The organism is Mordavella massiliensis (assembly GCF_016902415.1).
Lineage (GTDB): Bacteria > Bacillota > Clostridia > Lachnospirales > Lachnospiraceae > Merdimonas > Merdimonas faecigallinarum.
In genome coordinates this window covers 1-20,310 of record NZ_JACJLV010000023.1, presented here as the reverse complement: position 1 = coordinate 20,310, position 20,310 = coordinate 1, and the positions used below count along the sequence as shown (strand labels likewise).

Here is a 20,310-nt window from a genome sequence, read left to right as displayed (position 1 = left end):
TGCCTAGCTGCTACCTTTAGCGGCTGTGTCTGCTGCCTCTGGCTGGCGATTCAGCAATCCGGCTCCGAAGCTACCTTCTGCATCTTTGATCCCGGACGCCTTTCAGCCGGCGAGCGTCCTCTCTGTGGGGAAAAGTCCATGCATACTCCTCTTCATCCATGCCTTTACGTATAAACTAGTAAATATCATAGCCATCCGCCCCATGTTTGTCAAGGATTTTAAAGAATTTTAGGAATTCTTAAGGAGTCGGTGCGTACGGCCAGATCAGGCGCATATGGCCAGTTCGGGCGCGTATGGCCAGTTCAGGTATGTATGACTAGATTAAGCGCATGCTTCTTAGAAGGAAAAGCCAGCCTGTCAGGGTAAAGGCGCTAAGGAGGGTCGTCAGCATCACCGCGCTGGAAGTCAGCGTGCCCTCATGCCCCATATTTTTCGCCATCACATAGCAGCTGACGGTCGTGGCAGATCCCAGCATGATCAAAATCGCCACCAGTTCTTCTGCCCGGAAGCCCAGGGCAATTGCGGCCGGCAGGAAAACCGCGCAAAATCCGACCAGTTTGATCACAGCCGCCGTTGCCGCAGGCTTTCCGGTCTGCAGCGCCTTTTTCAAATCAAAAGAAGCGCCCATGGCCATCAGTCCCAGCGGCGTAGCCGTGCCCGCCACATTTGAGATCACCTTCTCCGGGATCCCGGCCATAGGAAGCCTAAAGGCCGACCAGAGAAGGCCCGCTGCAATCCCTATGATAATAGGATTCGTCACGATCCCTGTCAGCGTCTTTTTCACCACCTGGCGGTTCAGCCCCGTCTGCCCGGGCTTGAAAACCGAAAGCACCACCACGGCCATCATATTGTAAAGCGGCACACTGCCAATGATCATCAAAGGCCCCATCCCGGCAGAACCGTAAATATTCTGGATAAAGGCGATTCCCAGGATCGCCGCGCTGCTGCGATAAGACGCCTGGATAAACTCCCCGCGGATGCTCCGGTCTTTCCAGAGCAGAGAAATCCCCGCCGAAAGGGAGATCGAGATCAGGGTCACCACAAAACAAAACGCCACAAACTTAAAATTCCAGCTCTCCTCAAAATCCACAGTCGCAAGATCCAGGAAAACCAGGAGCGGTAACGGCACCTTAAAAACAAACTGATTCATTTTCGAGGCAAACACATCGTCGATCCAGTTAAGCTTCCGAAGAACCAGGCCCAGAACCATCAGAAGAAACACCGGAACCGTTGCATTCAAACTAAAAATCAAATTATCCACAAGTTATCCACATCCCTTTCTTTGGGGACGGGGGATTTCTAGAAATCCCCCGTCCCCAAAAACTTTTTTGTGTACAGCCGATAGTCTTCTTCTTTGAAAACATTAAATATCACCTGTTTTATCCCCGATTTTGTCAGGTACTTATCCACATTTTCCACAGCGATTTTTGCTGCCAGTTTATTGGGGAAGTGAAATTCTCCTGTGGAGATGCAGCAAAATGCGATGGATTCCAGATGATGTTTTTCTGCTAATTTGAGGCTGTTAATATAACAGTTTTTTAATTCTTCTTTCTGCTGCGGCAATACCATGGTGCCTACGACCGGACCTACGGTGTGGATCACGTATTTTGCAGGCAGATTATACCCTTCTGTGATCTTCGCTCTGCCAACGGGTTCTTCGTGGCCCTGCGCAGCCATGATCCGGGCGCATTCGTTTCGCAGCTGGATCCCTGCGGCGGAATGGATCGCATTGTCGATGCATCCGTGGCAGGGAACAAAGCACCCGAGAAGCTGACTGTTGGCTGCGTTGACAATGGCATCGCACTTTAATCTTGTAATGTCGCCTTTCCACAAATAGATCTTTTCCGGGTTACGCAGTTCGTTTTCCGGAAATTCTTCTGCCACAGAAGAAAGATTTCGCACATCTACGATCCCTTTTTCTTCTGCCTCTTCTGTCAGAAGGCTGTCCTGAACTTCATAGTATTGGCTGGATGCTTCTCCGGGCCGTCGCACATTCATCAGACTTCGCAGTAGTTTTCTTTTTTCTGTGAAATTGACCGGATCCGGGATCGCAGCGTAACCTGCATTTTCTGCTTTCAGATACTGGAGCAGCCAGTCTGTTTTTTCTTCTCTTGTCATGTCTGTTTCCTTCCTTTATTTTTTCTGCCGGGTGATTCGTTTCCCGCATATTTTCATCTCTCTGCTGTCCTTTATCATAGCACAAATTTTGTGAATATGTTAAAGTATAAGAAAAAACGTGAATATGAGGTAATTATGACAATTGACATTCCCGGTTACAGGACTCTTCATTTAAAAAATTTATTATTAGATTATAATGGTACTATCGCGGTGGACGGCTCCATTCCCCAGGATGTCAGACCCCGGCTCTGTCAGCTGAGCGAATATTTCGACATTTATGTGCTGACCGCCGACACCCACGGCACTGCCGCACAGATGTGTGACGGACTGCCTCTGACGATCCGCACTTTCCCGAAGGGCTCTGCTCTTGATGCCAAGCATCAGATTTTAAAAGAACTTGGTCCGGATTCCTGCGCAGCCATCGGAAATGGGCGAAATGATATGAAAATGTGCCTTGACGCGGCTTTGTCCATTGCTGTCATCGGCCCCGAGGGTGCCTACGGAAAGCTGGCCGCCCAGTCAGACATCTGTGTTTCTTCTATAGTAGACGGCCTGGATCTTCTGCTGAAACCCAGGCGACTGATCGCGTCCCTGCGGGGGTAACGGCTTGTGAAAACATTATCTTTGGTTGTGGATTCCGGTTCGCTGTGCTATAATTTTCTAACAATATAAAATCACGAAACGTACTAACCACAAAGGGTTGCACCTGCGTGAGAAGGCGCGAGGATCTTACTTTTTGTATAGGAAAACAGGGAGATCATCTCTTCTCCTGTTGCCAAACCTGGTGCGCTCATGCACCAGGTTTTTTTGTTCATCATTAAACTTCATTGTGGCATCATGCCGCAGAAACATTTTGATTTCAGACAGGAGAAACATTTTGCAGGATCTGACATTACTGATCAACAAACTTTATCAGGAACATCATCTGGAAAAAGAAGAATGGATTATGCTGATCCGCGGGCAGACGCCGGAATTATCCCGGTACCTGTTCTCTCTTGCCAGAGAAGTGCGCCACCGCTACTACGGGCACCAGGTATGGGTCCGCGGACTCATTGAATTTACCAACTACTGCAGAAATGACTGCTATTACTGCGGTATCCGCGCCGGCAATCGTCAGGCAAAACGCTACCGTCTGACACAGGAGCAGATTCTTTCCTGCTGCCGGGCCGGATATCAGCTGGGCTTTCGCACTTTCGTCCTCCAGGGCGGAGAGGATCTTTGGTTTACCGATGAAAAAATCTGTCAGATCGTGCGTTCTATCAAAGAAGAATTCCCAGACTGCGCAGTGACCCTTTCCATCGGCGAACGCTCCAGGGAAAGTTATCAGGCGTTTTTTAACGCCGGGGCAGACCGCTATCTTCTGCGCCACGAAACTTTCAACGCAGAACATTATTCCACACTGCACCCGAAGAACCTTACGGCCGCCCACAGGCAGGAATGCCTCTTTACCCTGAAAGACATCGGCTACCAGGTGGGTGCCGGATTTATGGTGGGTTCCCCCGGGCAGACGCCGGAATATCTGGCGGAAGACATGCTGTTTCTGGAGCGATTGAAGCCACATATGGTGGGGATCGGACCCTTTATCCCCCACCACGCCACCCCATTTGCAGACCAGTCAGCAGGAACGCTGGAGGAAACTTTATTTTTTCTGGGACTGATCCGTCTCCTGCTGCCAAAAGTGCTCCTGCCTGCCACCACGGCTCTGGGAACCATCGCCCCGGACGGCAGAGAACAGGGGATTCTGGCCGGCGCAAATGTAATCATGCCCAACCTTTCCCCGCCGGACGTGCGGGAAAGCTACGCCCTCTACGACAACAAGCTCTGTACCGGCGCGGAAGCCGCCGAAGCCAGAAAAGAGCTGGAAGAACGGATGGCCGCCATTGGATATCAGGTCGTTACAACACGCGGAGACTCCCTGATGTAACGCATATGGATATATTTTCAAAATTATTTTAAAAGGAGGAACTTTCAAATGTATGATGTAAATTCCAGACACGCCGATGATTTTATCGATCATCAGGAAATTCTTGACACCCTGGCTTATGCCGATGAAAACAAAAACAATCTGAAGCTGATCGAATCTCTGATCGAAAAGGCAAAACTTCGCAAAGGCCTTTCCCACAGGGAGGCTTCCGTGCTCCTGGCCTGTGAAAATGAGGAAATGAACGAAAAAATCTACCGCCTGGCCGAGCAGATTAAAAAAGATTTCTATGGAAACCGGATTGTTTTATTTGCGCCGCTGTACCTTTCCAACTACTGTATCAACGGCTGCACCTATTGCCCCTATCATTTAAAAAATAAACATATCGCCCGCAAAAAGCTGACCCAGGAGGAGATCCGCAAAGAGGTCATCGCCCTTCAGGATATGGGGCACAAGCGGCTGGCGCTGGAAGCAGGCGAGGATCCGGTCCACAACACCATGGAATACTATCTGGACTGCATCAACACCATTTACAGTATCAAACATAAAAACGGCGCGATCCGCCGGGTAAATATCAATATCGCCGCCACCACAGTGGACGATTACCGGCTGCTCAAAGAGGCCGGCATCGGCACCTACATTTTGTTCCAGGAAACCTACCATAAAGAAAGCTACCTGGAACTGCATCCAACTGGCCCGAAACACAATTACGATTACCACACCGAGGCCATGGACCGGGCCATGGAAGGCGGCATCGACGATGTAGGTCTTGGCGTATTGTTCGGCCTGGATAAATACCGCTACGAATTTGCGGGCCTTCTGATGCACGCCGAACATCTGGAAGCCGCTTTCGGCGTCGGCCCTCACACCATCAGCGTGCCAAGACTCCGGGATGCTGACGACATCGACGCAAGTTCCTTCAAAAACGGCATCGACGACGATACCTTCGCCAAGATCATTGCCTGCATCCGCATCGCCGTGCCCTACACCGGCATGATCATCTCCACCAGAGAAAATCAGGCCGTCCGGGAACGCGCACTGCACCTGGGCATCTCCCAGATCAGCGGAGGCTCCCGCACCAGCGTGGGCGGCTACTGCGAACCCGAACCCGAAGACGAACGCTCCGAACAGTTTGACGTCATCGACACCCGCACACTGGACGAAGTCGTGCACTGGCTTATGGAAATGGATTATATCCCCAGCTTCTGCACCGCCTGTTACCGGGAAGGCCGCACCGGCGACCGCTTCATGTCCCTTTGCAAGAGCGGGCAGATCCAGAACTGCTGTCACCCCAATGCCCTCATGACGCTGGAAGAGTACCTGATGGATTATGCTTCCCCCGCAACCAAGGCGCTGGGAGACAAACTGATCGACAAAGAAGTCTTAAATGTACCCAATGAAAAAGTACGGGCAAAGGTTGTGGAAAACCTGCGGCTCATCCGGGAAAATAACCGGAGAGACTTCCGCTTCTAATTCATTGGGGACGGGGGATTTCCAGAAATCCCCCGTCCCCAATGAATGTTATCCACACTTTCCACTTTTTATCCACAAGGAGGTTTATCCACATGAGTCTGAATAATGTGCCTTCCTCAGAGCGTACGCACATTGGTATTTTCGGGAAAAGAAATGCGGGAAAATCCAGCGTTATCAACGCCATTACCGGCCAGAACCTGGCGATTGTATCTGACATCAAAGGTACTACGACGGATCCTGTCCTGAAATCTATGGAACTGCTTCCTCTCGGACCGGTTGTCCTGATCGATACGCCGGGCTTGGACGATGAAGGAGACCTGGGTCATCTGCGCATTCAAAAAGCATATCAGATTTTAAATAAAACGGATATCGCTTTGCTGGTGATTGACGGTACTGCCGGAATGACGGCCGAAGACTATCAGATTCTGGACCGCATCCGGGCAAAAAACATTCCTTATCTGATTGTTTTTAACAAGGCCGACCTAGCTCCTGACGCCGATACTTCCGACACCGCTGATGCTGCTGATGCTGCAAATGTGATCTGGGTCAGCGCGGTTACCGGCCTCCATATCCAGGAATTGAAAGAACGGCTGGCCACGCTGCTTCCGGACGAAGATTCCGGGAAAACGATTCTGGGCGATCTGATCCGTCCTTCGGATTTCATCGTTCTGGTCGTTCCCATTGATAAAGCCGCGCCCAAGGGCCGGCTGATCCTTCCCCAGCAGCAGACCATCCGGGACATCCTGGATCACAATGCCATTTCCATTGTAGTAAAGGAAACGGACCTGAAACACACACTGGAAACACTGGGGAAAAAGCCCGCACTCGTCATCACCGACAGCCAGGTATTCGACAAAGCTGCGGCCGATACGCCTTCCGACATCCCATTGACCTCATTTTCCATCTTATTTGCCAGATACAAGGGCAACCTGAAGACCCTGGTCGATGGCGCCAGAATGCTCCGGCATCTGGAAAATGGCGATAAAATATTGATTTCTGAAGGCTGCACTCACCACCGGCAATGCGATGATATCGGCACCGTAAAGCTGCCCCGCCTGATCCGAAACTATACCGGAAAAGAACTGGAATTTGAATTCACCAGCGGAACAGAATTTCCATTTTCATTAGAAAAATACCGCCTGATCGTACACTGCGGCGGATGCATGTTAAATGAACGGGAAATGAAATACCGGATCCGCTGTGCTGAAGACGCCGGGATCCCCATCACCAACTACGGAACCGCTATCGCCTGTATGAAAGGAATTCTGGAACGCAGCATTGAGATTTTTTCATAAAAAGTAACCAGCAATAAGCGACCGGCAATAAAAGCGGCAGGTGATAACGCCCGCCGCTCTTTTATTCTATATTCTATCTCGTCATTTTTCTGCCCGGCCCGCCTTATTTCACCAATCCCACGTTCTGGCCAAGCAAACCACCCATATCCGTCACATCCGTATATCCCATATGCCCCATCAGCGCCGCTGACCGTTTACTTCTGGCTCCGCTCAGGCAATACACATAAACCGGGCTCGTCTTATCTGGAATTAAAGTCTCAATCTTTTTCAATTCATGCAGGGGGAGATTCAAACTCCCCTCAACATGCCCGTCCCGATATTCCTCCGGCGTACGCACATCCAGAAAAATACTGCCCTCCCGGCCTCTTGCTTCGTTAATATACTCCTGCAGAGACTTCCTCCTCACATTTGAAAAAATATTCATCAATCTATAAACCTCCTATATTTCACATTTTATAGGTCAACATTAACAAATATCTTCCCCTTTTTCTGTGATAAAGTCACATAGGGGACAGGGTAAATTCCATTTAGGTACAGGGCAAAGTGCAAATGGGGACGTAGTCCTTTGCAAAAGGACTACGTCCCCATTACACCGCCGCCATAATCTCTCCGATCGGGCCGGCAATCGTAAGCTCCGCGCCCACTTCTCTTGCAGTGGCGCTTTTATTGATCACTACCAGATGTCTCCCCCGGAAATAATCGATAAATCCTGCCGCCGGGTATACGACCAGCGACGTGCCGCCGATGATGAGTGTGTCGGCATTTGCGATGGCGTGTACGCTCTGCTGGATCACGTCGGGATCCAGTCCTTCTTCGTACAGGACCACGTCCGGCTTGATCACGCCGCCGCATTCACAGTGCGGAATCCCCGGGGTGTCTTTTACATACCGGGCGTCGTAGAATTTTCCGCAGTTCTGGCAGTAATTGCGGTGAATGCTTCCGTGAAGCTCCAGTACGGTTTTACTGCCTGCAGCCTGGTGAAGACCGTCGATATTCTGTGTAATGACTGCGGTCAGCCTGCCTTCCTGCTCCCACTGGGCCAGCTTGATATGCGCCGCGTTTGGTTTTGCATCCAGCGCCATCATTTTATCTTTATAAAATTCAAAAAAGGTTTCCGGATGGCGGACAAAAAATGTATGACTGATGATCTGCTCCGGCGGATAGCTGTATTTCTGCCGGTACAGCCCGTCTTCGCTCCGGAAATCCGGAATGCCGCTTTCCGTGGAAACTCCGGCTCCTCCGAAAAAAACAATATTTTTGCTGTCCTCGACAATTTCTCTTAATCTGCGGATCTCCTGTTCATACATAATCATCCCTCCTGCTTCTTAAGCGTCCTTTTTCTGCGCAAATTCTTTCTGGCTGTATCCGGTAAAGAATTCGTCCAGCGCATCCAGCGTCTTCAGAAGTACAGGCAGTTCTTTTTCGTCCAGCTTATCCAGGATGGCCTGCGTCATCTGCCGGTGATAATCCTCGTGATGACGGTAAGCCCTCACGCCTTTCGCCGTCAGTCTTACGAACACCACCCTCCTGTCCTCTTCGCTTCTGTGACGCTCCACGTACTTTTTATTGACCAGACTATTCATGGCAGTAGTCAGTGAACCCATGGTAATATTCAGTTTTTTCGCAATGGCAGACATATTTCCGCCATTTCCCAGGCCGATCGCCTCGATCACATGCATGTCGTTGTTGGTAAGGTCTTTAAATTCTTCGGTAATGATCGCCTTTTCCTCCAACTCCCAGATTTCATTGATCAGGCTTACCAGGGTATGATTGATCACTTCATACGCATCTTTCATGTTCGATTGCCTCTTTCGTCTTTGCTATTATTATACGCTTTTTTGCATCACAGAATCAACAGCTTCTTTTTGCCCTTACAGCAGGGAATCTATGACTTCTTTTACGGTCTCGATCCGGTCCGCCTTCCAGGCGTCGGCCCCGCAGAACAGCAGCGCCTCATCGATCTCGCCTTTGGCAGCATGGATCAGCGCGTCGGTAATGCAATAGGGAATAGCCGACGGGTCGCATTTGTGGAGACAGCCGTGGCAGGGACTGTGAGGGATCTGCTCCCCTGCTTCCACCCGGCGGATAAATGCGTTACGGATCGCCCTTCCCGGCATGCCTACCGGGCTTTTGACAATCACAATATCGCTTTCTTTCGCATTTACATAGGCTTCCTTGTAGCGGATGTCTGCATCGCACTCTTCGGTCGTTACAAATCTGGTGGCTACCTGTATGGCATCCGCCCCCAGAGAAAATGCATGATCTGCCGCTGCTCTGTCGGAGATGCCGCCTGCAAGCGCTGTGGGGATGTGCTGAGCGTACCGGTCTTCATATCCTTTCACCACCGCCAGGATCTTCGTTACTTCCTCGTCATATTTTTTCTGAAGTTCTTCGATCTCGCCCAGATGAAATCCCAGATGCCCGCCGGCTTTCGGCCCTTCGATGACCAGAAGATCCGGGATCCGGTGATATTTTTTATCCCAGTATTTTAAAATGACCTGGGCCGATTTTTCTGTGGACACGATCGGCGCAAGTTTTGCTCCGGACTCTCCCGCAATCCTGGGAAGATCAGTGGGAAGGCCCGCCCCGGAAATGATCAGGTCCGCCCCTGCGTCAATGGCCGCGCGCACATACTCTTCGTACCCGCGCATTGCCACCATAATATTGAACCCGATCACGCCTTCCGGCGCAAGGCTTCTTGCCTTGTCATACTCCGTCTTCACAGCCCGTAAATTTGCTTCTCTGGGATTCCGGTCAAAATCAGGCTCCCGAAATCCAATCTGGGCGGCAGAGATAATCCCTATGCCGCCCTCTTTTGCAACAGCCCCGGCCAGTCCGCCAAGGCTGATGCCTACCCCCATTCCTCCCTGTATCACAGGAAGTTTTGCTTCTATCTTTCCCATCCGCAATGGTTTTCTATTCATCACACATCTCCTACATCTGACGGAATCTCTGATATCTGTGCTCTACAAGCGCAGCCTGATCCATCGATCCGTACTGTTCCAGAAATTCCCGGATCTTCCCGTCCATCTGTACGGCCACCTCTTTTAGATTCTGCACCGTATAATGAGACGGCTCCTGGAATACATATTCTACGATCCCCAGTTCAAACAGGTCGCCTGCCGTCAGTTTCATCACATCTGCCGCTTCTTTTGCCTTGCTGCTGTCCTTCCACAGGATGCTGGCAAAACCTTCCGGCGAAAGGATGGAATAAATGGAATTCTCCAGCATCCACACTTCGTCGGCCACAGCCATGGCAAGCGCGCCGCCGCTTCCGCCTTCGCCAATGACAACGCTCAGCACCGGAACCTTCAGTCCGGACAGTTCATAGAGATTTCTGGCGATGGCCTCGCCCTGCCCTCTCTCTTCTGCCTCCAGTCCGCAGAACGCGCCCGGCGTATCGACAAAGCAGATCACCGGCCGCCCGAATTTTTCTGCCTGCTTCATCAGACGGAGCGCCTTACGGTATCCGTCCGGAGACGGCATCCCGAAATTATGCTCAATATTTTCTTTGGTATTGGTTCCTTTTTCCTGGGCGATCACGGTAACCGGCATGCCATGAAAATACGCGATGCCTCCCACGATAGCCTTGTCATCTTTGTAATAACGGTCTCCGTGAAATTCTATGAAATCTGTAAATAATGCGCGGATATAGTCTGTGCCCACCGGGCGATCCTTCATACGGGAAATCTGCACCCGGTCCCAGGCGTCTGCCACATGGTTGTGAAGGTGAAGCGGAGTCTGATCGTCTCCGGCATCCTCAGCGGATTTTGCTGCCGCCGCATCTGTCCCGGCCGTTTCCACTTCCTCCTCTTCGGAAATTCTCTCGCCGTTCCCGTGCATCCGCAGGATCTCTCCCAGCGTTTCCCGAAGCTTTGGACGCTCCACGATCGCATCCACAAATCCGTGCTCCACCAGGAATTCTGCCCTCTGGAATCCTTTGGGAAGTTTCTGTCCGATGGTCTGCTCAATGACTCTTGGACCTGCGAAACCGATCAGCGCGCCGGGCTCTGCCAGGATAATATCTCCCAGCATGGCAAAGCTTGCGGTCACTCCTCCTGTCGTGGGGTCAGTCAGCACCGTTACATAGAGAAGCCCTGCATCGCTGTGGCGTTTTAAGGCCGCGCTGGTTTTTGCCATCTGCATCAGAGAGACGATTCCCTCCTGCATCCTGGCCCCGCCGGAACAGGTAAATAAGATGACCGGCAGCTTTTCTTCGGTGGCCCGCTCTACGGCTCTGGTGATCTTTTCACCCACGACATGACCCATACTGGACATCATGAACCGTCCGTCGCAGACGCCGATCACCGTTTCCTGCCCCTGGATCTTCACCTTGCCGGTCACCACCGCTTCCTTCAGGCCGGTCTTTTCCCTAAGTCCTGCCAGCTTCTCTTCATACCCCTTGTAATGCAGCGGGTTGACAGAAGCCAGATCCTGATCCCATTCCTCAAAGGTTCCTTCATCTCCCACCATCTCGATCCGGCGGTAGGCATGAACCCGGAAATACCCGCCGCACTTGGGGCAGATATAGTATCCGTTTTTCACATCTTCCGCAATAATGGCTCCGCCGCATTTGTTACATTTGCGAAGCAGGCCTTCCGGCACTTCCGGTCGGTTGTGGCCAAGGGCAATGTAAGCTTTTCTGGCGGAAGATAATCTGGTCTTTTTAAATACATTGTCTAATTTCATAGAACTTCACCTTCTACAATCTTTCGATAAACTCAATATCGATATTTCCAGAACGATAATCCGGATGGTTCAGGATCTCGTACTGGTAATCCACGTTGGTATCAATGCCTTCGATAATAACCTCTCCAAGGGCGCTCTGCATCTTGCGGATGGCCTCTTTTCTGTTTTTGGCCCAGACGATCAGCTTCGCCACCATGGAATCATAATACGGAGGAATGGTGTAGCCGCTGTAGATCGCGGAATCGATCCGGATCCCCTTTCCTCCCGGCAGGTACATGTCCGTAATGGTTCCCGGAGACGGGCGGAAGCCTTTTTCCGGATTCTCCGCATTGATCCGGCACTCAATGGCATGGCCGGTGAGCCGCACTTCGTCCTGGGTATAGGAAAGCGCCTCCCCGGAAGCGATCCGGATCTGCTCTTTTACCAGATCAATCCCGGTCACCCATTCGGTCACCGGATGCTCTACCTGGATCCGGGTATTCATTTCCATAAAATAAAAGTTTCCATTTTTCTCCAGAAGAAATTCGATGGTGCCCGCATTTTCATAGTGCGCGGCCTTCGCTGCCCTGACGGCAGCCTCTCCCATTTTCTGTCTTAAGCTCTCGTCAAGAGCCGGCGACGGAGATTCTTCGATCATCTTCTGGTGATTCCTCTGTACAGAGCAGTCCCTCTCTCCCAGATGGATCACATTTCCATATTTATCCGCCAGGATCTGAAATTCAATGTGCCGCGGATGCTGTACGAAATGCTCGATATACATGGTGCCGTCGCCAAATGCCATCTGGCTCTCCTTCTGGGCGGTCTGGAAGCTTTTCTCAAACTCTTCCGCTGTCTGCGCCACACGCATACCTTTACCGCCGCCGCCAAGAGCCGCCTTGATAATCACCGGATAGCCGATCTCTTCCGCAGTTTTCTTTCCAGTCTCCACATCATAAATGGCGTCTTTGCTGCCAGGGATTACCGGCACACCCGCCGCCACCATGGTATTTCTGGCTTCCTGCTTATTTCCAAGACTTGCGATCACTTTCGAATCCGGACCAATAAACGTAATATTGCACTGCTCACAGAGCTCTGCAAATTTACTGTTCTCAGACAAAAAACCAAAACCCGGATGGATCGCGTCCGCGCCGCTGATGATCGTGGCGCTCAAAATGCGGTCCATACTTAAGTAACTCTCCTGCGAAGGCGCCGGGCCGATGCAGATCGCCTCATCCGCAAGTTTCGTGTGCAACGCCTCTTTATCCGCCTCCGAATAAACAGCAACCGTTTCAATTCCCATTTCCCGGCACGCCCGGATAATCCGGACCGCGATCTCGCCGCGGTTTGCGATCAATACTTTCTTAATCATATAACGATTCCCCTATCCGATCATAAATGTCAGTTCCGCGCTGACAACCGTTTTTCCATCCACACTGGCAACAGCCTCGCCGACACCGACAGGCCCTTTCTGCCTGATGATCCTTGTCTCCAGGCGGACCTTGTCCCCCGGCACGATCTTCCCTTTAAATTTACACTTATTAATGCCGCCGAAATAAGCGATCTTTCCCCGGTTTTCCTCCTTGGAAAGAATCGCCACGGCGCCTGCCTGGGCCAGTGCCTCCACAGTCAGGACACCCGGCATCACCGGCTCCTGCGGGAAATGCCCGGCAAAAAACTCCTCCCTGTAGGACACACATTTATATCCCACTGCATACTGCCCCGGCTCATAATCCTCAATATAATCAATGAGCAGGAACGGATGCCTGTGGGGGATAATTTCCTTGATCTGATTAATATCTAAATGGTTCATGATAGACCTCCTGGGGACGTAGTAAAATGCAAAAGGTCTACGTCCCAAATTGACTTTCACCCTGTACCTAATCGACTTTCAGGGTGTACCCTAACTAACAAATGCGAAACAGCGGCTGTCCGTATTCTACCGGCTGCCCGTTCTCTACCAGCACTTCCGCCACTTTCCCGTCAAAATCGCTTTCGATTTCGTTCATGAGTTTCATGGCTTCTACGATGGCCAGTGTCTGGCCTTTTTTCACCTGGCTTCCCACGGTGACGAAGGGCTCTGCATCCTCGGCCGGCGCTGCGTAGAATGTGCCCACCAGCGGAGAGGTCACGATGTTCCCTTCCATTTTCGGTTCTTCTGTCCCTGCTGTCTCAGAGGCAGCAGATGTCTGTGCTGCCGGTGCAAAGGATGTTGCCGGCGCAAAGGCTGCTGCCTGCTGTGTTTCTCCGGCCGGAACGGTCTGTACCGCAGTCATTACCGTTTCTTTTTCTTTGGTCAGGTGAAGCTTCACACCTTTTTCTTCGTATTTCAGTCCGGTCAGTTCTGAATCGGAAACTGCCTGGATCAGCTTTAAAAGATTTTCAAATTCCATGATACAGCCGTCCTTTCTATCCTTCATATTTTTTCAGAAGAAGTGTTGCGTTGTGGCCGCCAAAGCCCAGGGAATTGGTCAGCACGTAATTGACATCTTTCTCCACCGGAGCGCCAATGGCATAATTCAGATCGCATTCTTCATCTGCTTCCCTGGTTCCCATGGTCTGATGGATGAATCCGTCCTGAATGCTCTTGACGCAGACGATAAATTCCACACCGCCGGCCGCTCCCAGAAGGTGACCGATCATGGATTTTGTGGAATTGACCACCACATCCTTTGCGGCATCGCCAAGCGCCAGCTTGATGGCTCTGGTCTCAAACAGATCGTTGTGATGAGTGCTGGTGCCGTGGGCATTGATGTAGTCCACCTGGGAAGGCTGGATCCCGCCTTCTTCCATGGCAAGTTCCATCGCTTTTGCAGCGCCGCTTCCGTCCTCGGCCGGAGAGGTAATGTGGTAAGCGTCCCCGGTCGCTCCGTATCCTGTCACTTCCGCATAAATCTTCGCGCCCCGCTTCTTTGCGTGCTCCAGCTCTTCCAGGATCACAACGCCTGCGCCTTCTCCCAGGACAAATCCGCTTCTGTCCTTGTCAAATGGAATGGATGCCCGCAGCGGATCATCTGATGTGGTAAGGGCTGTCAGGCTGGTAAATCCCGCCACGCCGGTGGGGCAGATACAGCTCTCTGTTCCCCCTGCGGCTATAATATCCGCATCTCCATACTGGATGGCCCGCAGACCGTCTCCGATGCAGTTGGTCCCGGTGGCGCAGGCTGTCACCACATTGGTGCATTTCCCTTTAAATCCCAGCTGGATGGATACATTTCCGGCGGCCATGTTAGAGATCATCAGCGGAACCATCAGTGGATTTACCTTGGACGGTCCTTTGGTCAGGATCTTTTCATAATCCTTCTCCACTTCCTGAAGGCTTCCGATCCCTGAGCCGATGATGACGCCGGCGCGGTAAGGATCTTCTTTTGAAATGTCAAGTCCTGCATCTTCATAGGCTTCTTTTGCCGCCGCTACCGCATACTGGGAAAATGGCTCCATCCGCTTGGCTGATTTGAAATCCATTCTCTCCTTAGCCACAAAATCTTTGACTTCTGCGGCAATTTTTACTTTGTAGTCTGTGGTATCGAATTTGGTGATCTCTCCGATTCCCACGGTTCCCTTTTTAATATTATTCCAGAACTCTTCCACTGTATTTCCGATGGGGGTGACTGCCCCAAGTCCTGTCACTACGACTCTTCTTTTCATAGAACCTGTCCTTTCATAAATATAAATCTCGCTGTGGGCATTCGCCCTGCCCTGACCAGCAACCATTCGACCTGCCCAGCTCGATTCCGCTATCGCTTCATCTCGCTGTGGGCATTCGCCCAATATCGACATCGAAAACTGCATATCTGCAGATAAATCTGCAAATGCAGTTTCCTCTGCCGATGCAGGTCTCATTACATGCACATCCCGCCGTCTACGTGCAGCACCTGGCCGGTGATGTATCCCGCTTCTTCGGACGCCAGAAATGCCACGGCCGCGGCCACGTCTTCCGGCTTTCCGAATCTGCCAAGCGGAATCTGTCCTTCCGCCGCTTCTTTGACTTTGTCTGAAAGCACGTCTGTCATATCTGTAGAAATGAATCCCGGCGCCACAGCGTTGACCGTCACCCCACGGCTTGCCAGTTCTCTCGCCGCTGACTTGGTCATGCCGATCACGCCCGCTTTGGAGGCTGCGTAATTGACCTGTCCTGCATTTCCGCTGACGCCTACAACCGAAGACATATTAATGATCCGGCCGCTTCTTTGTTTTAACATCTGTCTTGCGGCAAAACGCATGGTATGAAACGCGCCTTTCAGGTTGGTATTCACTACCTGATCGAAATCTTCCTCAGACATTTTCATCAGCAGTCCGTCCCGGGTGATCCCGGCGTTATTTACCAGGATATCAAGGCTCCCCTGCTCCTTGATCACGGTCTGGATAAAGGTCTCGCAGGCTGCGTAATCCGCCACATTGCACTGATATACAACTGCCTGCCCGCCCGCTTCTTCAATCTCTGCCTTTACGGCCAGCGCCTTTTCTTCTGATCCGTTATAATTGATGATGACTTTCGCGCCCTGCAATGCAAGTTTTTTCGCGATCGCTTTCCCGATCCCCCGGGAAGCGCCTGTCACTACCGCCACTTTTCCTTCTAACATGAGGCCTCCATTTCTGCAGCCACTTTCTCAATATCTTCTAACGCTGCAATGTTATATACTTTCACATCCCGGTTGATCTTCTTCATGAAACCGGCCAGCGTGCGTCCCGGTCCGATCTCGATGAAGGTATCCACACCGTTTTCGATCATCACTTCCATGCTCTGCATCCAGCGCACCGGAGAACTTACCTGTTCCTTCAACAGTTCTTTGGTTCTGCTGATATCAGAAATGATCTCTGTGGTCACATTGGTCACATACGGGATCTTCAGCGGAGACATCTGGACGTCTGCCAGTTCTCCTGCAAGCTTTTCTCCTGCAGGGATCAGCATGGGAGAATGAAAGGGTCCGCTGACATTTAACATCACCGTTCTTTTGGCTCCCGCTTCCTTCAAAGCTTCCGCCGCCTGCTCCACGCCATGTTTTTCGCCCGTGATCACGATCTGCCCCGGGCAGTTATAGTTTGCAATGGACACGCCGTCAATGGGCGCGATCACTTCTTCAATCTTTCCGGCATCCATAGCCATTACCGCACACATGGCGCCTTCGCCTGCCGGAACGGTATTCTGCATCAGGATCCCTCTTTTTCTTACCAGACGGATGGCGTCCAGTTCGCTCATGCCGCCGGCCGCCGCGATCGCGGAATACTCTCCCAGGCTTAATCCCGCGGTCATATCCGCGTGAATGCCGTGTTTTTCCACCACTCTTGTCATGGCAAGGGTGGTAGTCACCAGCGCCGCCTGCGTATATTCTGTCAGATCCAGCTGATCATTTTCCTCAAAACAAAGGGCCGCCATGTCAAGCCCCAGCGCTTCGCCGGCCTGGTCAAACAGTTCTCTTGCCTCCGGGCAGTTTTCATAAAAATCCGCCCCCATACCAGCTTTCTGGGCGCCCTGCCCCGGATAAATAAATGCGGTTTTACTCATAAAAGCCTGCTCCTTTTATCAATGCATCGGTTTCTTTTACCAGCTTCTGGATCAGATCCTTACAGGACATTCTTTCTTTTACCATGCCTGCGATCTGCCCTGCCATCACGCTTCCGTTCTTCACGTCGCCGTCCACAACAGCTCTTCTTAAACCGCCCAGGGTCAGCTGCTCCAGTTCCTCAAAGCTGGCACCGTTATTTTCCAATTCCAGATATTTTTTGGTCATATCGTTGCGAAGGGCTCTGACCGGATGACCGGTCGTTCTTCCTGTTACACGGGAATCAATATCCTTCGCCTTAATGATCCTCTCTTTGTAATTTTCGTGTACCTGAGACTCATCTGTAACTACAAAATGCGTTCCCATCTGTACTCCTTTTGCTCCCAGCATAAATGCCGCCGCGATGCCGCGTCCGTCTGCGATACCGCCTGCCGCGATAACCGGGATATTGACTGCATCTGCCACCTGCGGAACCAGTACCATGGTCGTATTTTCACCAATGTGTCCGCCGGCCTCGCAGCCTTCTGCCACCAGCGCGTCTGCACCGCAGCGCTCCATTCTCTTTGCCAGGGCGACAGAAGCAACTACCGGAATCACCTTTACGCCTGCTTCTTTCCACATAGCCATATATTTCTCCGGATTTCCCGCGCCGGTTGTTACGACTTTTACGCCTTCTTCTGCAACAACCTTTGCCACTTCATCCGCATAGGGGCTCATCAGCATGATATTTACCCCGAACGGCTTGTCTGTCAGCTTCTTTGCTTCGCGGATCTGATCTCTGACCCACTCAGCCGGAGCGCTTGCAGCGCCGATCAGTCCCAGGCCGCCGGCCTCGGATACGGCTGCCGCCAGATGGTATTCTGCAACCCAGGCCATACCGCCCTGGATGATTGGATATTCGATTCCTAATAATTTGGTTACTTCTGTCTGCATCTTTCAAACCCCGCTTTTCATTCTTTCTAAGTCTATAAGTTCCTGATTACTCTTTGTGAGATTCAATATAAGAAATCACGTCGCCTACTGTTGCGATCTTCTCCAGATCCTCTGTCGGGATCTCAATGCCGTACTCCTCTTCCAGAGCCATTACCATTTCAAAAAGGTCCAGGGAATCTGCTCCCAGATCCCCTTTAAAGGAAGAAGTCTCTGTGATATCAGCCTCGTCAACACCTAAATTTTCTGCAACTAATTCTTTGATTCTCTCTAACATGTTTTTGTCTCCTTTTTCTTTTTCATTTTCTTATTCATTTATTTCCTGCACATCTGCAGGTCTGATAAACTGTCCCTGGGAAATGATTCCTCCGACAGTTTACTCCCAGTCCAGGATGGACGCGCCCCAGCTTAATCCTGCTCCAAAGCCTGCCAGCACGATCCGGTCTCCTTTTTTCAGCTTGCCGCTGCGGTTCTGCTCATCCAGCAAAATGGGAATGCTGGCAGAGGAAGTATTTCCATATTCCTGCAGGTTCATCGGAAATTTCTCCAGCGGTTCGCCCAGTCTCTTTGCCACAGCCTCCACGATTCTTCTGTTTGCCTGATGGAGGATGTAACAGGAAATCTCTTCCTTTTTTACCTGGTTGGCTTCCAGCACCTCTTCCACAGCCTGCGGAACACTTCTGACTGCAAACTTAAAGACTGCCTGACCGTCCATCTGCATAAAATATTCCGGATCTGCCAGGGTCTCTACTTCCTGATGCCTGGTCAGTCCATTGTGGTCATGCCGGCTCTTACAGGTCAGCGCCCCGCCTTTTGCCCCGTTGGAATGCGTAACCGGAAGGTAATGCCTTCCTTCGCCCCTCCGGATCACAGCCGCGCCCGCTCCGTCTCCAAACAATATGCAGGTGCTCCGGTCCTTCCAGTTGGTCAGATTGGAGAGGCTTTCGCTCCCGATGACCAGCGCTGTCTGATAGACCCCCGCCGCCAGATAGGCCGCCGCCGTGTTATATCCCAGAAGAAATCCCGTACATGCGGCATTCAGGTCAAAACAGGTGGCATTGACAGCCCCAAGCTCCCTCTGCACTTCACAGGCCGCGCAGGGAAGGATTACATTGGAGGAAATGGTTGACACCAGGATCAGATCCACCTCTTCCGGTCTTACCCCTGCATTTTCCAGGGCGCTCTGTCCAGCCCTGGCGGCCATGGACACAGTCGTCTCTTCCTGAATAATGTGGCGCCTTACTACGCCTGTCCTCTCCCGGATCCACTCGTCGCTGGTCTCCACCAGCTTCGCGATATCATTGTTGTCCATTGAATAGGGCGGTACATAGGAGCCCGTCCCGCATATGATTCCTGACATAAGTATTCCCCTGTATCGATTTGCTTTCAATTATTTTGACTCCCAAAGTATATACCAGGATATTTTGCCTGTCAAGTATTTTGATAATCAAAATATTAATCTTTTCCTGGAGCCTTATAGAAATTACAATCCGCCAGGGTTACTTTTTTCACAATTTCTATTGCCTTTTCCATACCATTTGCTATAATAGGAAAGGTGTGTTTAAAAATCACTGACGAAGAAACTTGGAAAATGTACATTTTTAAAAAAGAAAAGGTTATCTACAATGAAAGAGAAATTGACAAAATTTGTCGAAGAATTTAAGACGTTTGCCCTGCGCGGAAATGCGCTGGACATGGCAGTCGGTGTAATCATTGGTGGCGCTTTTACCAGTATCGTTACCTCTCTCACCGATAACTTTATCAATCCGATCCTGAACTTTGTAACCGGCGGAAAAATGTATTCCTTTGAGGATATCGCAGGATTCGCATCTGCATTCATTTCTTCCGTTGTAAACTTCCTGATCATGGCGTTCGTACTTTTCTGTATCCTGAAAGCTATGAACACCCTGATGGACCTGGGCAAAAAGAAAATGGCAGCAGAGGCGGAAGCAGCCGCTCCCACCACCAAGATCTGCCCGTTCTGCAAGAGCGAGATCGCTATTGAAGCAACCAGATGTCCGCACTGTACTTCCGTACTGGAGGAAGAGGCAAAGACAGAAGAACCGGCAGCACCCGAAACCGTATAGACTAAATTCAAATGGGGACGGGGGATTTTCAAAAATCCCCCGTCCCCATTTTTTTGCCAAAGATAAAGCCAGCGAATCATTATTTTCGATTCCCTGGCTTTCTAATCTTTGTTCATAATATAATCTACTTCAAAATTTTCTGCACCTCATCTGGCGAAATTCCAGCCTCTACTGCAATCTCGGTCTCTGTCCGGCCTTCTGCTGACAAACGGAAAACCTTCTTAGCCAAAGCCACTCCCGCTTCTCTGCCTTCTGCCAGTCCGGCTTCCCTTCCTTCTGCCAGTCCGGCTTCCCTTCCTTCTGCCAGTCCGGCTTCC

The 20,310-nt window shown here is 51.1% G+C and carries 21 protein-coding genes, 1 pseudogene and 1 other annotated feature (1 of these 23 only partly in view); of the genes and pseudogenes, 5 read left to right on the top strand and 17 right to left on the bottom strand.

What is annotated here, in order from left to right; genetic code table 11:
• Positions 1-168 (bottom strand) — a binding site (T-box leader) (it extends 108 nt beyond the left edge of the window).
• 148 nt (positions 169-316) lie between these two features.
• Positions 317-1,261 carry an AEC family transporter gene (locus H6A13_RS08040; RefSeq protein WP_204909092.1) on the bottom strand — a complete coding sequence of 315 codons (945 nt, stop codon included), beginning with the start codon at positions 1,259-1,261 and terminating at the stop codon, positions 317-319.
• A 38-nt stretch (positions 1,262-1,299) separates the two neighbouring features.
• The gene (locus H6A13_RS08035; protein WP_204909091.1) at positions 1,300-2,118 is read right to left on the bottom strand and encodes a protein-ADP-ribose hydrolase; all 819 of its coding nucleotides are present in this window, start codon (positions 2,116-2,118) and stop codon (positions 1,300-1,302) included.
• Positions 2,119-2,253: 135 nt separating this feature from the next.
• Here H6A13_RS08035 and H6A13_RS08030 point away from each other — a divergent pair, with 135 nt between their 5' ends.
• The 4 genes from H6A13_RS08030 (at position 2,254) to hydF (ending at position 6,807) form a co-directional block, all read left to right on the top strand.
• Positions 2,254-2,721, top strand: a complete 468-nt coding sequence (locus tag H6A13_RS08030) for an HAD family hydrolase (protein WP_204909090.1) — start codon at positions 2,254-2,256, stop codon at positions 2,719-2,721.
• A gap of 283 nt (positions 2,722-3,004) precedes the next feature.
• Positions 3,005-4,042, top strand: a complete 1,038-nt coding sequence (gene hydE / locus H6A13_RS08025) for a [FeFe] hydrogenase H-cluster radical SAM maturase HydE (protein WP_204909109.1) — start codon at positions 3,005-3,007, stop codon at positions 4,040-4,042.
• A gap of 48 nt (positions 4,043-4,090) precedes the next feature.
• The gene (gene hydG, locus H6A13_RS08020; RefSeq protein ID WP_204909089.1) at positions 4,091-5,512 is read left to right on the top strand and encodes a [FeFe] hydrogenase H-cluster radical SAM maturase HydG; all 1,422 of its coding nucleotides are present in this window, start codon (positions 4,091-4,093) and stop codon (positions 5,510-5,512) included.
• 92 nt (positions 5,513-5,604) lie between these two features.
• A complete protein-coding gene (hydF, locus tag H6A13_RS08015) occupies positions 5,605-6,807 on the top strand; it encodes a [FeFe] hydrogenase H-cluster maturation GTPase HydF (RefSeq protein WP_204909088.1) in 1,203 nt (400 codons plus the stop codon).
• Positions 6,808-6,910: 103 nt separating this feature from the next.
• On the opposite strand, the gene H6A13_RS08010 is transcribed toward hydF, so the two are convergent.
• The 14 genes from H6A13_RS08010 to H6A13_RS07945 all read right to left on the bottom strand — a co-directional run bounded on the left by H6A13_RS08010 (position 6,911) and on the right by H6A13_RS07945 (position 19,266).
• Complete coding sequence (locus H6A13_RS08010) at positions 6,911-7,231, bottom strand: rhodanese-like domain-containing protein (RefSeq protein ID WP_204909087.1); 321 nt, start codon at positions 7,229-7,231, stop codon at positions 6,911-6,913.
• 163 nt (positions 7,232-7,394) lie between these two features.
• Positions 7,395-8,114 (bottom strand): NAD-dependent protein deacylase, encoded by a 720-nt coding sequence (locus H6A13_RS08005; RefSeq protein WP_204909086.1) that lies wholly within the window; start codon positions 8,112-8,114, stop codon positions 7,395-7,397.
• Between the two features lie 18 nt (positions 8,115-8,132).
• On the bottom strand, positions 8,133-8,603 hold the full coding sequence (locus H6A13_RS08000; protein WP_204909085.1) for a MarR family winged helix-turn-helix transcriptional regulator: 471 nt from the start codon (positions 8,601-8,603) through the stop codon (positions 8,133-8,135).
• A 75-nt stretch (positions 8,604-8,678) separates the two neighbouring features.
• Entirely contained in the window at positions 8,679-9,731 is a 1,053-nt protein-coding gene (locus H6A13_RS07995) for an NAD(P)H-dependent flavin oxidoreductase (protein ID WP_204909084.1), read from the bottom strand.
• Between the two features lie 10 nt (positions 9,732-9,741).
• Positions 9,742-11,496 carry an acetyl-CoA carboxylase carboxyltransferase subunit alpha gene (locus H6A13_RS07990; protein WP_204909083.1) on the bottom strand — a complete coding sequence of 585 codons (1,755 nt, stop codon included), beginning with the start codon at positions 11,494-11,496 and terminating at the stop codon, positions 9,742-9,744.
• 13 nt (positions 11,497-11,509) lie between these two features.
• On the bottom strand, positions 11,510-12,844 hold the full coding sequence (locus H6A13_RS07985) for an acetyl-CoA carboxylase biotin carboxylase subunit (RefSeq protein ID WP_204909082.1): 1,335 nt from the start codon (positions 12,842-12,844) through the stop codon (positions 11,510-11,512).
• 12 nt (positions 12,845-12,856) lie between these two features.
• Entirely contained in the window at positions 12,857-13,288 is a 432-nt protein-coding gene (gene fabZ, locus H6A13_RS07980; protein WP_420827224.1) for a 3-hydroxyacyl-ACP dehydratase FabZ, read from the bottom strand.
• A gap of 91 nt (positions 13,289-13,379) precedes the next feature.
• Positions 13,380-13,865 carry an acetyl-CoA carboxylase biotin carboxyl carrier protein gene (gene accB, locus H6A13_RS07975; protein ID WP_204909080.1) on the bottom strand — a complete coding sequence of 162 codons (486 nt, stop codon included), beginning with the start codon at positions 13,863-13,865 and terminating at the stop codon, positions 13,380-13,382.
• A gap of 16 nt (positions 13,866-13,881) precedes the next feature.
• On the bottom strand, positions 13,882-15,120 hold the full coding sequence (gene fabF / locus H6A13_RS07970) for a beta-ketoacyl-ACP synthase II (protein ID WP_204909079.1): 1,239 nt from the start codon (positions 15,118-15,120) through the stop codon (positions 13,882-13,884).
• Positions 15,121-15,314: 194 nt separating this feature from the next.
• Positions 15,315-16,055, bottom strand: coding sequence for a 3-oxoacyl-[acyl-carrier-protein] reductase (gene fabG, locus H6A13_RS07965; RefSeq protein ID WP_204909078.1), 741 nt, complete (start codon positions 16,053-16,055; stop codon positions 15,315-15,317).
• Positions 16,049-16,978: an ACP S-malonyltransferase gene (gene fabD / locus H6A13_RS07960; RefSeq protein ID WP_204909077.1), complete on the bottom strand. Its 930-nt coding sequence runs from the start codon at positions 16,976-16,978 to the stop codon at positions 16,049-16,051. The genes fabG and fabD overlap by 7 nt, the downstream gene beginning before the upstream one ends.
• Positions 16,971-17,909: an enoyl-[acyl-carrier-protein] reductase FabK gene (fabK, locus tag H6A13_RS07955; RefSeq protein WP_204909076.1), complete on the bottom strand. Its 939-nt coding sequence runs from the start codon at positions 17,907-17,909 to the stop codon at positions 16,971-16,973. The genes fabD and fabK overlap by 8 nt, the downstream gene beginning before the upstream one ends.
• Before the next feature lie 46 nt (positions 17,910-17,955).
• On the bottom strand, positions 17,956-18,183 hold the full coding sequence (acpP, locus tag H6A13_RS07950; protein WP_204909075.1) for an acyl carrier protein: 228 nt from the start codon (positions 18,181-18,183) through the stop codon (positions 17,956-17,958).
• Positions 18,184-18,282: 99 nt separating this feature from the next.
• On the bottom strand, positions 18,283-19,266 hold the full coding sequence (locus H6A13_RS07945) for a beta-ketoacyl-ACP synthase III (protein WP_204909074.1): 984 nt from the start codon (positions 19,264-19,266) through the stop codon (positions 18,283-18,285).
• Positions 19,267-19,531: 265 nt separating this feature from the next.
• On the opposite strand from H6A13_RS07945, the gene mscL reads away from it, so the two are divergent.
• On the top strand, positions 19,532-19,993 hold the full coding sequence (mscL, locus tag H6A13_RS07940; RefSeq protein WP_338043037.1) for a large conductance mechanosensitive channel protein MscL: 462 nt from the start codon (positions 19,532-19,534) through the stop codon (positions 19,991-19,993).
• Positions 19,994-20,117: 124 nt separating this feature from the next.
• Here mscL and H6A13_RS07935 read toward each other — a convergent pair.
• Positions 20,118-20,310 (bottom strand): annotated as a pseudogene (locus H6A13_RS07935) (Rpn family recombination-promoting nuclease/putative transposase); the annotation flags it as partial.

Excerpts from the sequence above, each read along its gene's own strand:
- H6A13_RS08035 (WP_204909091.1), bottom strand. The coding sequence starts at position 2,118 with ATGACAAGAGAAGAAAAAACAGACTGGCTGCTCCAGTATCTGAAAGCA.
- H6A13_RS08030 (WP_204909090.1), top strand. The coding sequence starts at position 2,254 with ATGACAATTGACATTCCCGGTTACAGGACTCTTCATTTAAAAAATTTA.
- hydG (WP_204909089.1), top strand. The coding sequence starts at position 4,091 with ATGTATGATGTAAATTCCAGACACGCCGATGATTTTATCGATCATCAG.
- hydF (WP_204909088.1), top strand. The coding sequence starts at position 5,605 with ATGAGTCTGAATAATGTGCCTTCCTCAGAGCGTACGCACATTGGTATT.
- H6A13_RS08010 (WP_204909087.1), bottom strand. The coding sequence starts at position 7,231 with ATGAATATTTTTTCAAATGTGAGGAGGAAGTCTCTGCAGGAGTATATT.
- H6A13_RS08005 (WP_204909086.1), bottom strand. The coding sequence starts at position 8,114 with ATGTATGAACAGGAGATCCGCAGATTAAGAGAAATTGTCGAGGACAGC.
- H6A13_RS08000 (WP_204909085.1), bottom strand. The coding sequence starts at position 8,603 with ATGAAAGATGCGTATGAAGTGATCAATCATACCCTGGTAAGCCTGATC.
- H6A13_RS07995 (WP_204909084.1), bottom strand. The coding sequence starts at position 9,731 with ATGAATAGAAAACCATTGCGGATGGGAAAGATAGAAGCAAAACTTCCT.
- H6A13_RS07990 (WP_204909083.1), bottom strand. The coding sequence starts at position 11,496 with ATGAAATTAGACAATGTATTTAAAAAGACCAGATTATCTTCCGCCAGA.
- H6A13_RS07985 (WP_204909082.1), bottom strand. The coding sequence starts at position 12,844 with ATGATTAAGAAAGTATTGATCGCAAACCGCGGCGAGATCGCGGTCCGG.
- accB (WP_204909080.1), bottom strand. The coding sequence starts at position 13,865 with ATGGAATTTGAAAATCTTTTAAAGCTGATCCAGGCAGTTTCCGATTCA.
- fabF (WP_204909079.1), bottom strand. The coding sequence starts at position 15,120 with ATGAAAAGAAGAGTCGTAGTGACAGGACTTGGGGCAGTCACCCCCATC.
- fabG (WP_204909078.1), bottom strand. The coding sequence starts at position 16,055 with ATGTTAGAAGGAAAAGTGGCGGTAGTGACAGGCGCTTCCCGGGGGATC.
- fabD (WP_204909077.1), bottom strand. The coding sequence starts at position 16,978 with ATGAGTAAAACCGCATTTATTTATCCGGGGCAGGGCGCCCAGAAAGCT.
- fabK (WP_204909076.1), bottom strand. The coding sequence starts at position 17,909 with ATGCAGACAGAAGTAACCAAATTATTAGGAATCGAATATCCAATCATC.
- acpP (WP_204909075.1), bottom strand. The coding sequence starts at position 18,183 with ATGTTAGAGAGAATCAAAGAATTAGTTGCAGAAAATTTAGGTGTTGAC.
- H6A13_RS07945 (WP_204909074.1), bottom strand. The coding sequence starts at position 19,266 with ATGTCAGGAATCATATGCGGGACGGGCTCCTATGTACCGCCCTATTCA.
- mscL (WP_338043037.1), top strand. The coding sequence starts at position 19,532 with ATGAAAGAGAAATTGACAAAATTTGTCGAAGAATTTAAGACGTTTGCC.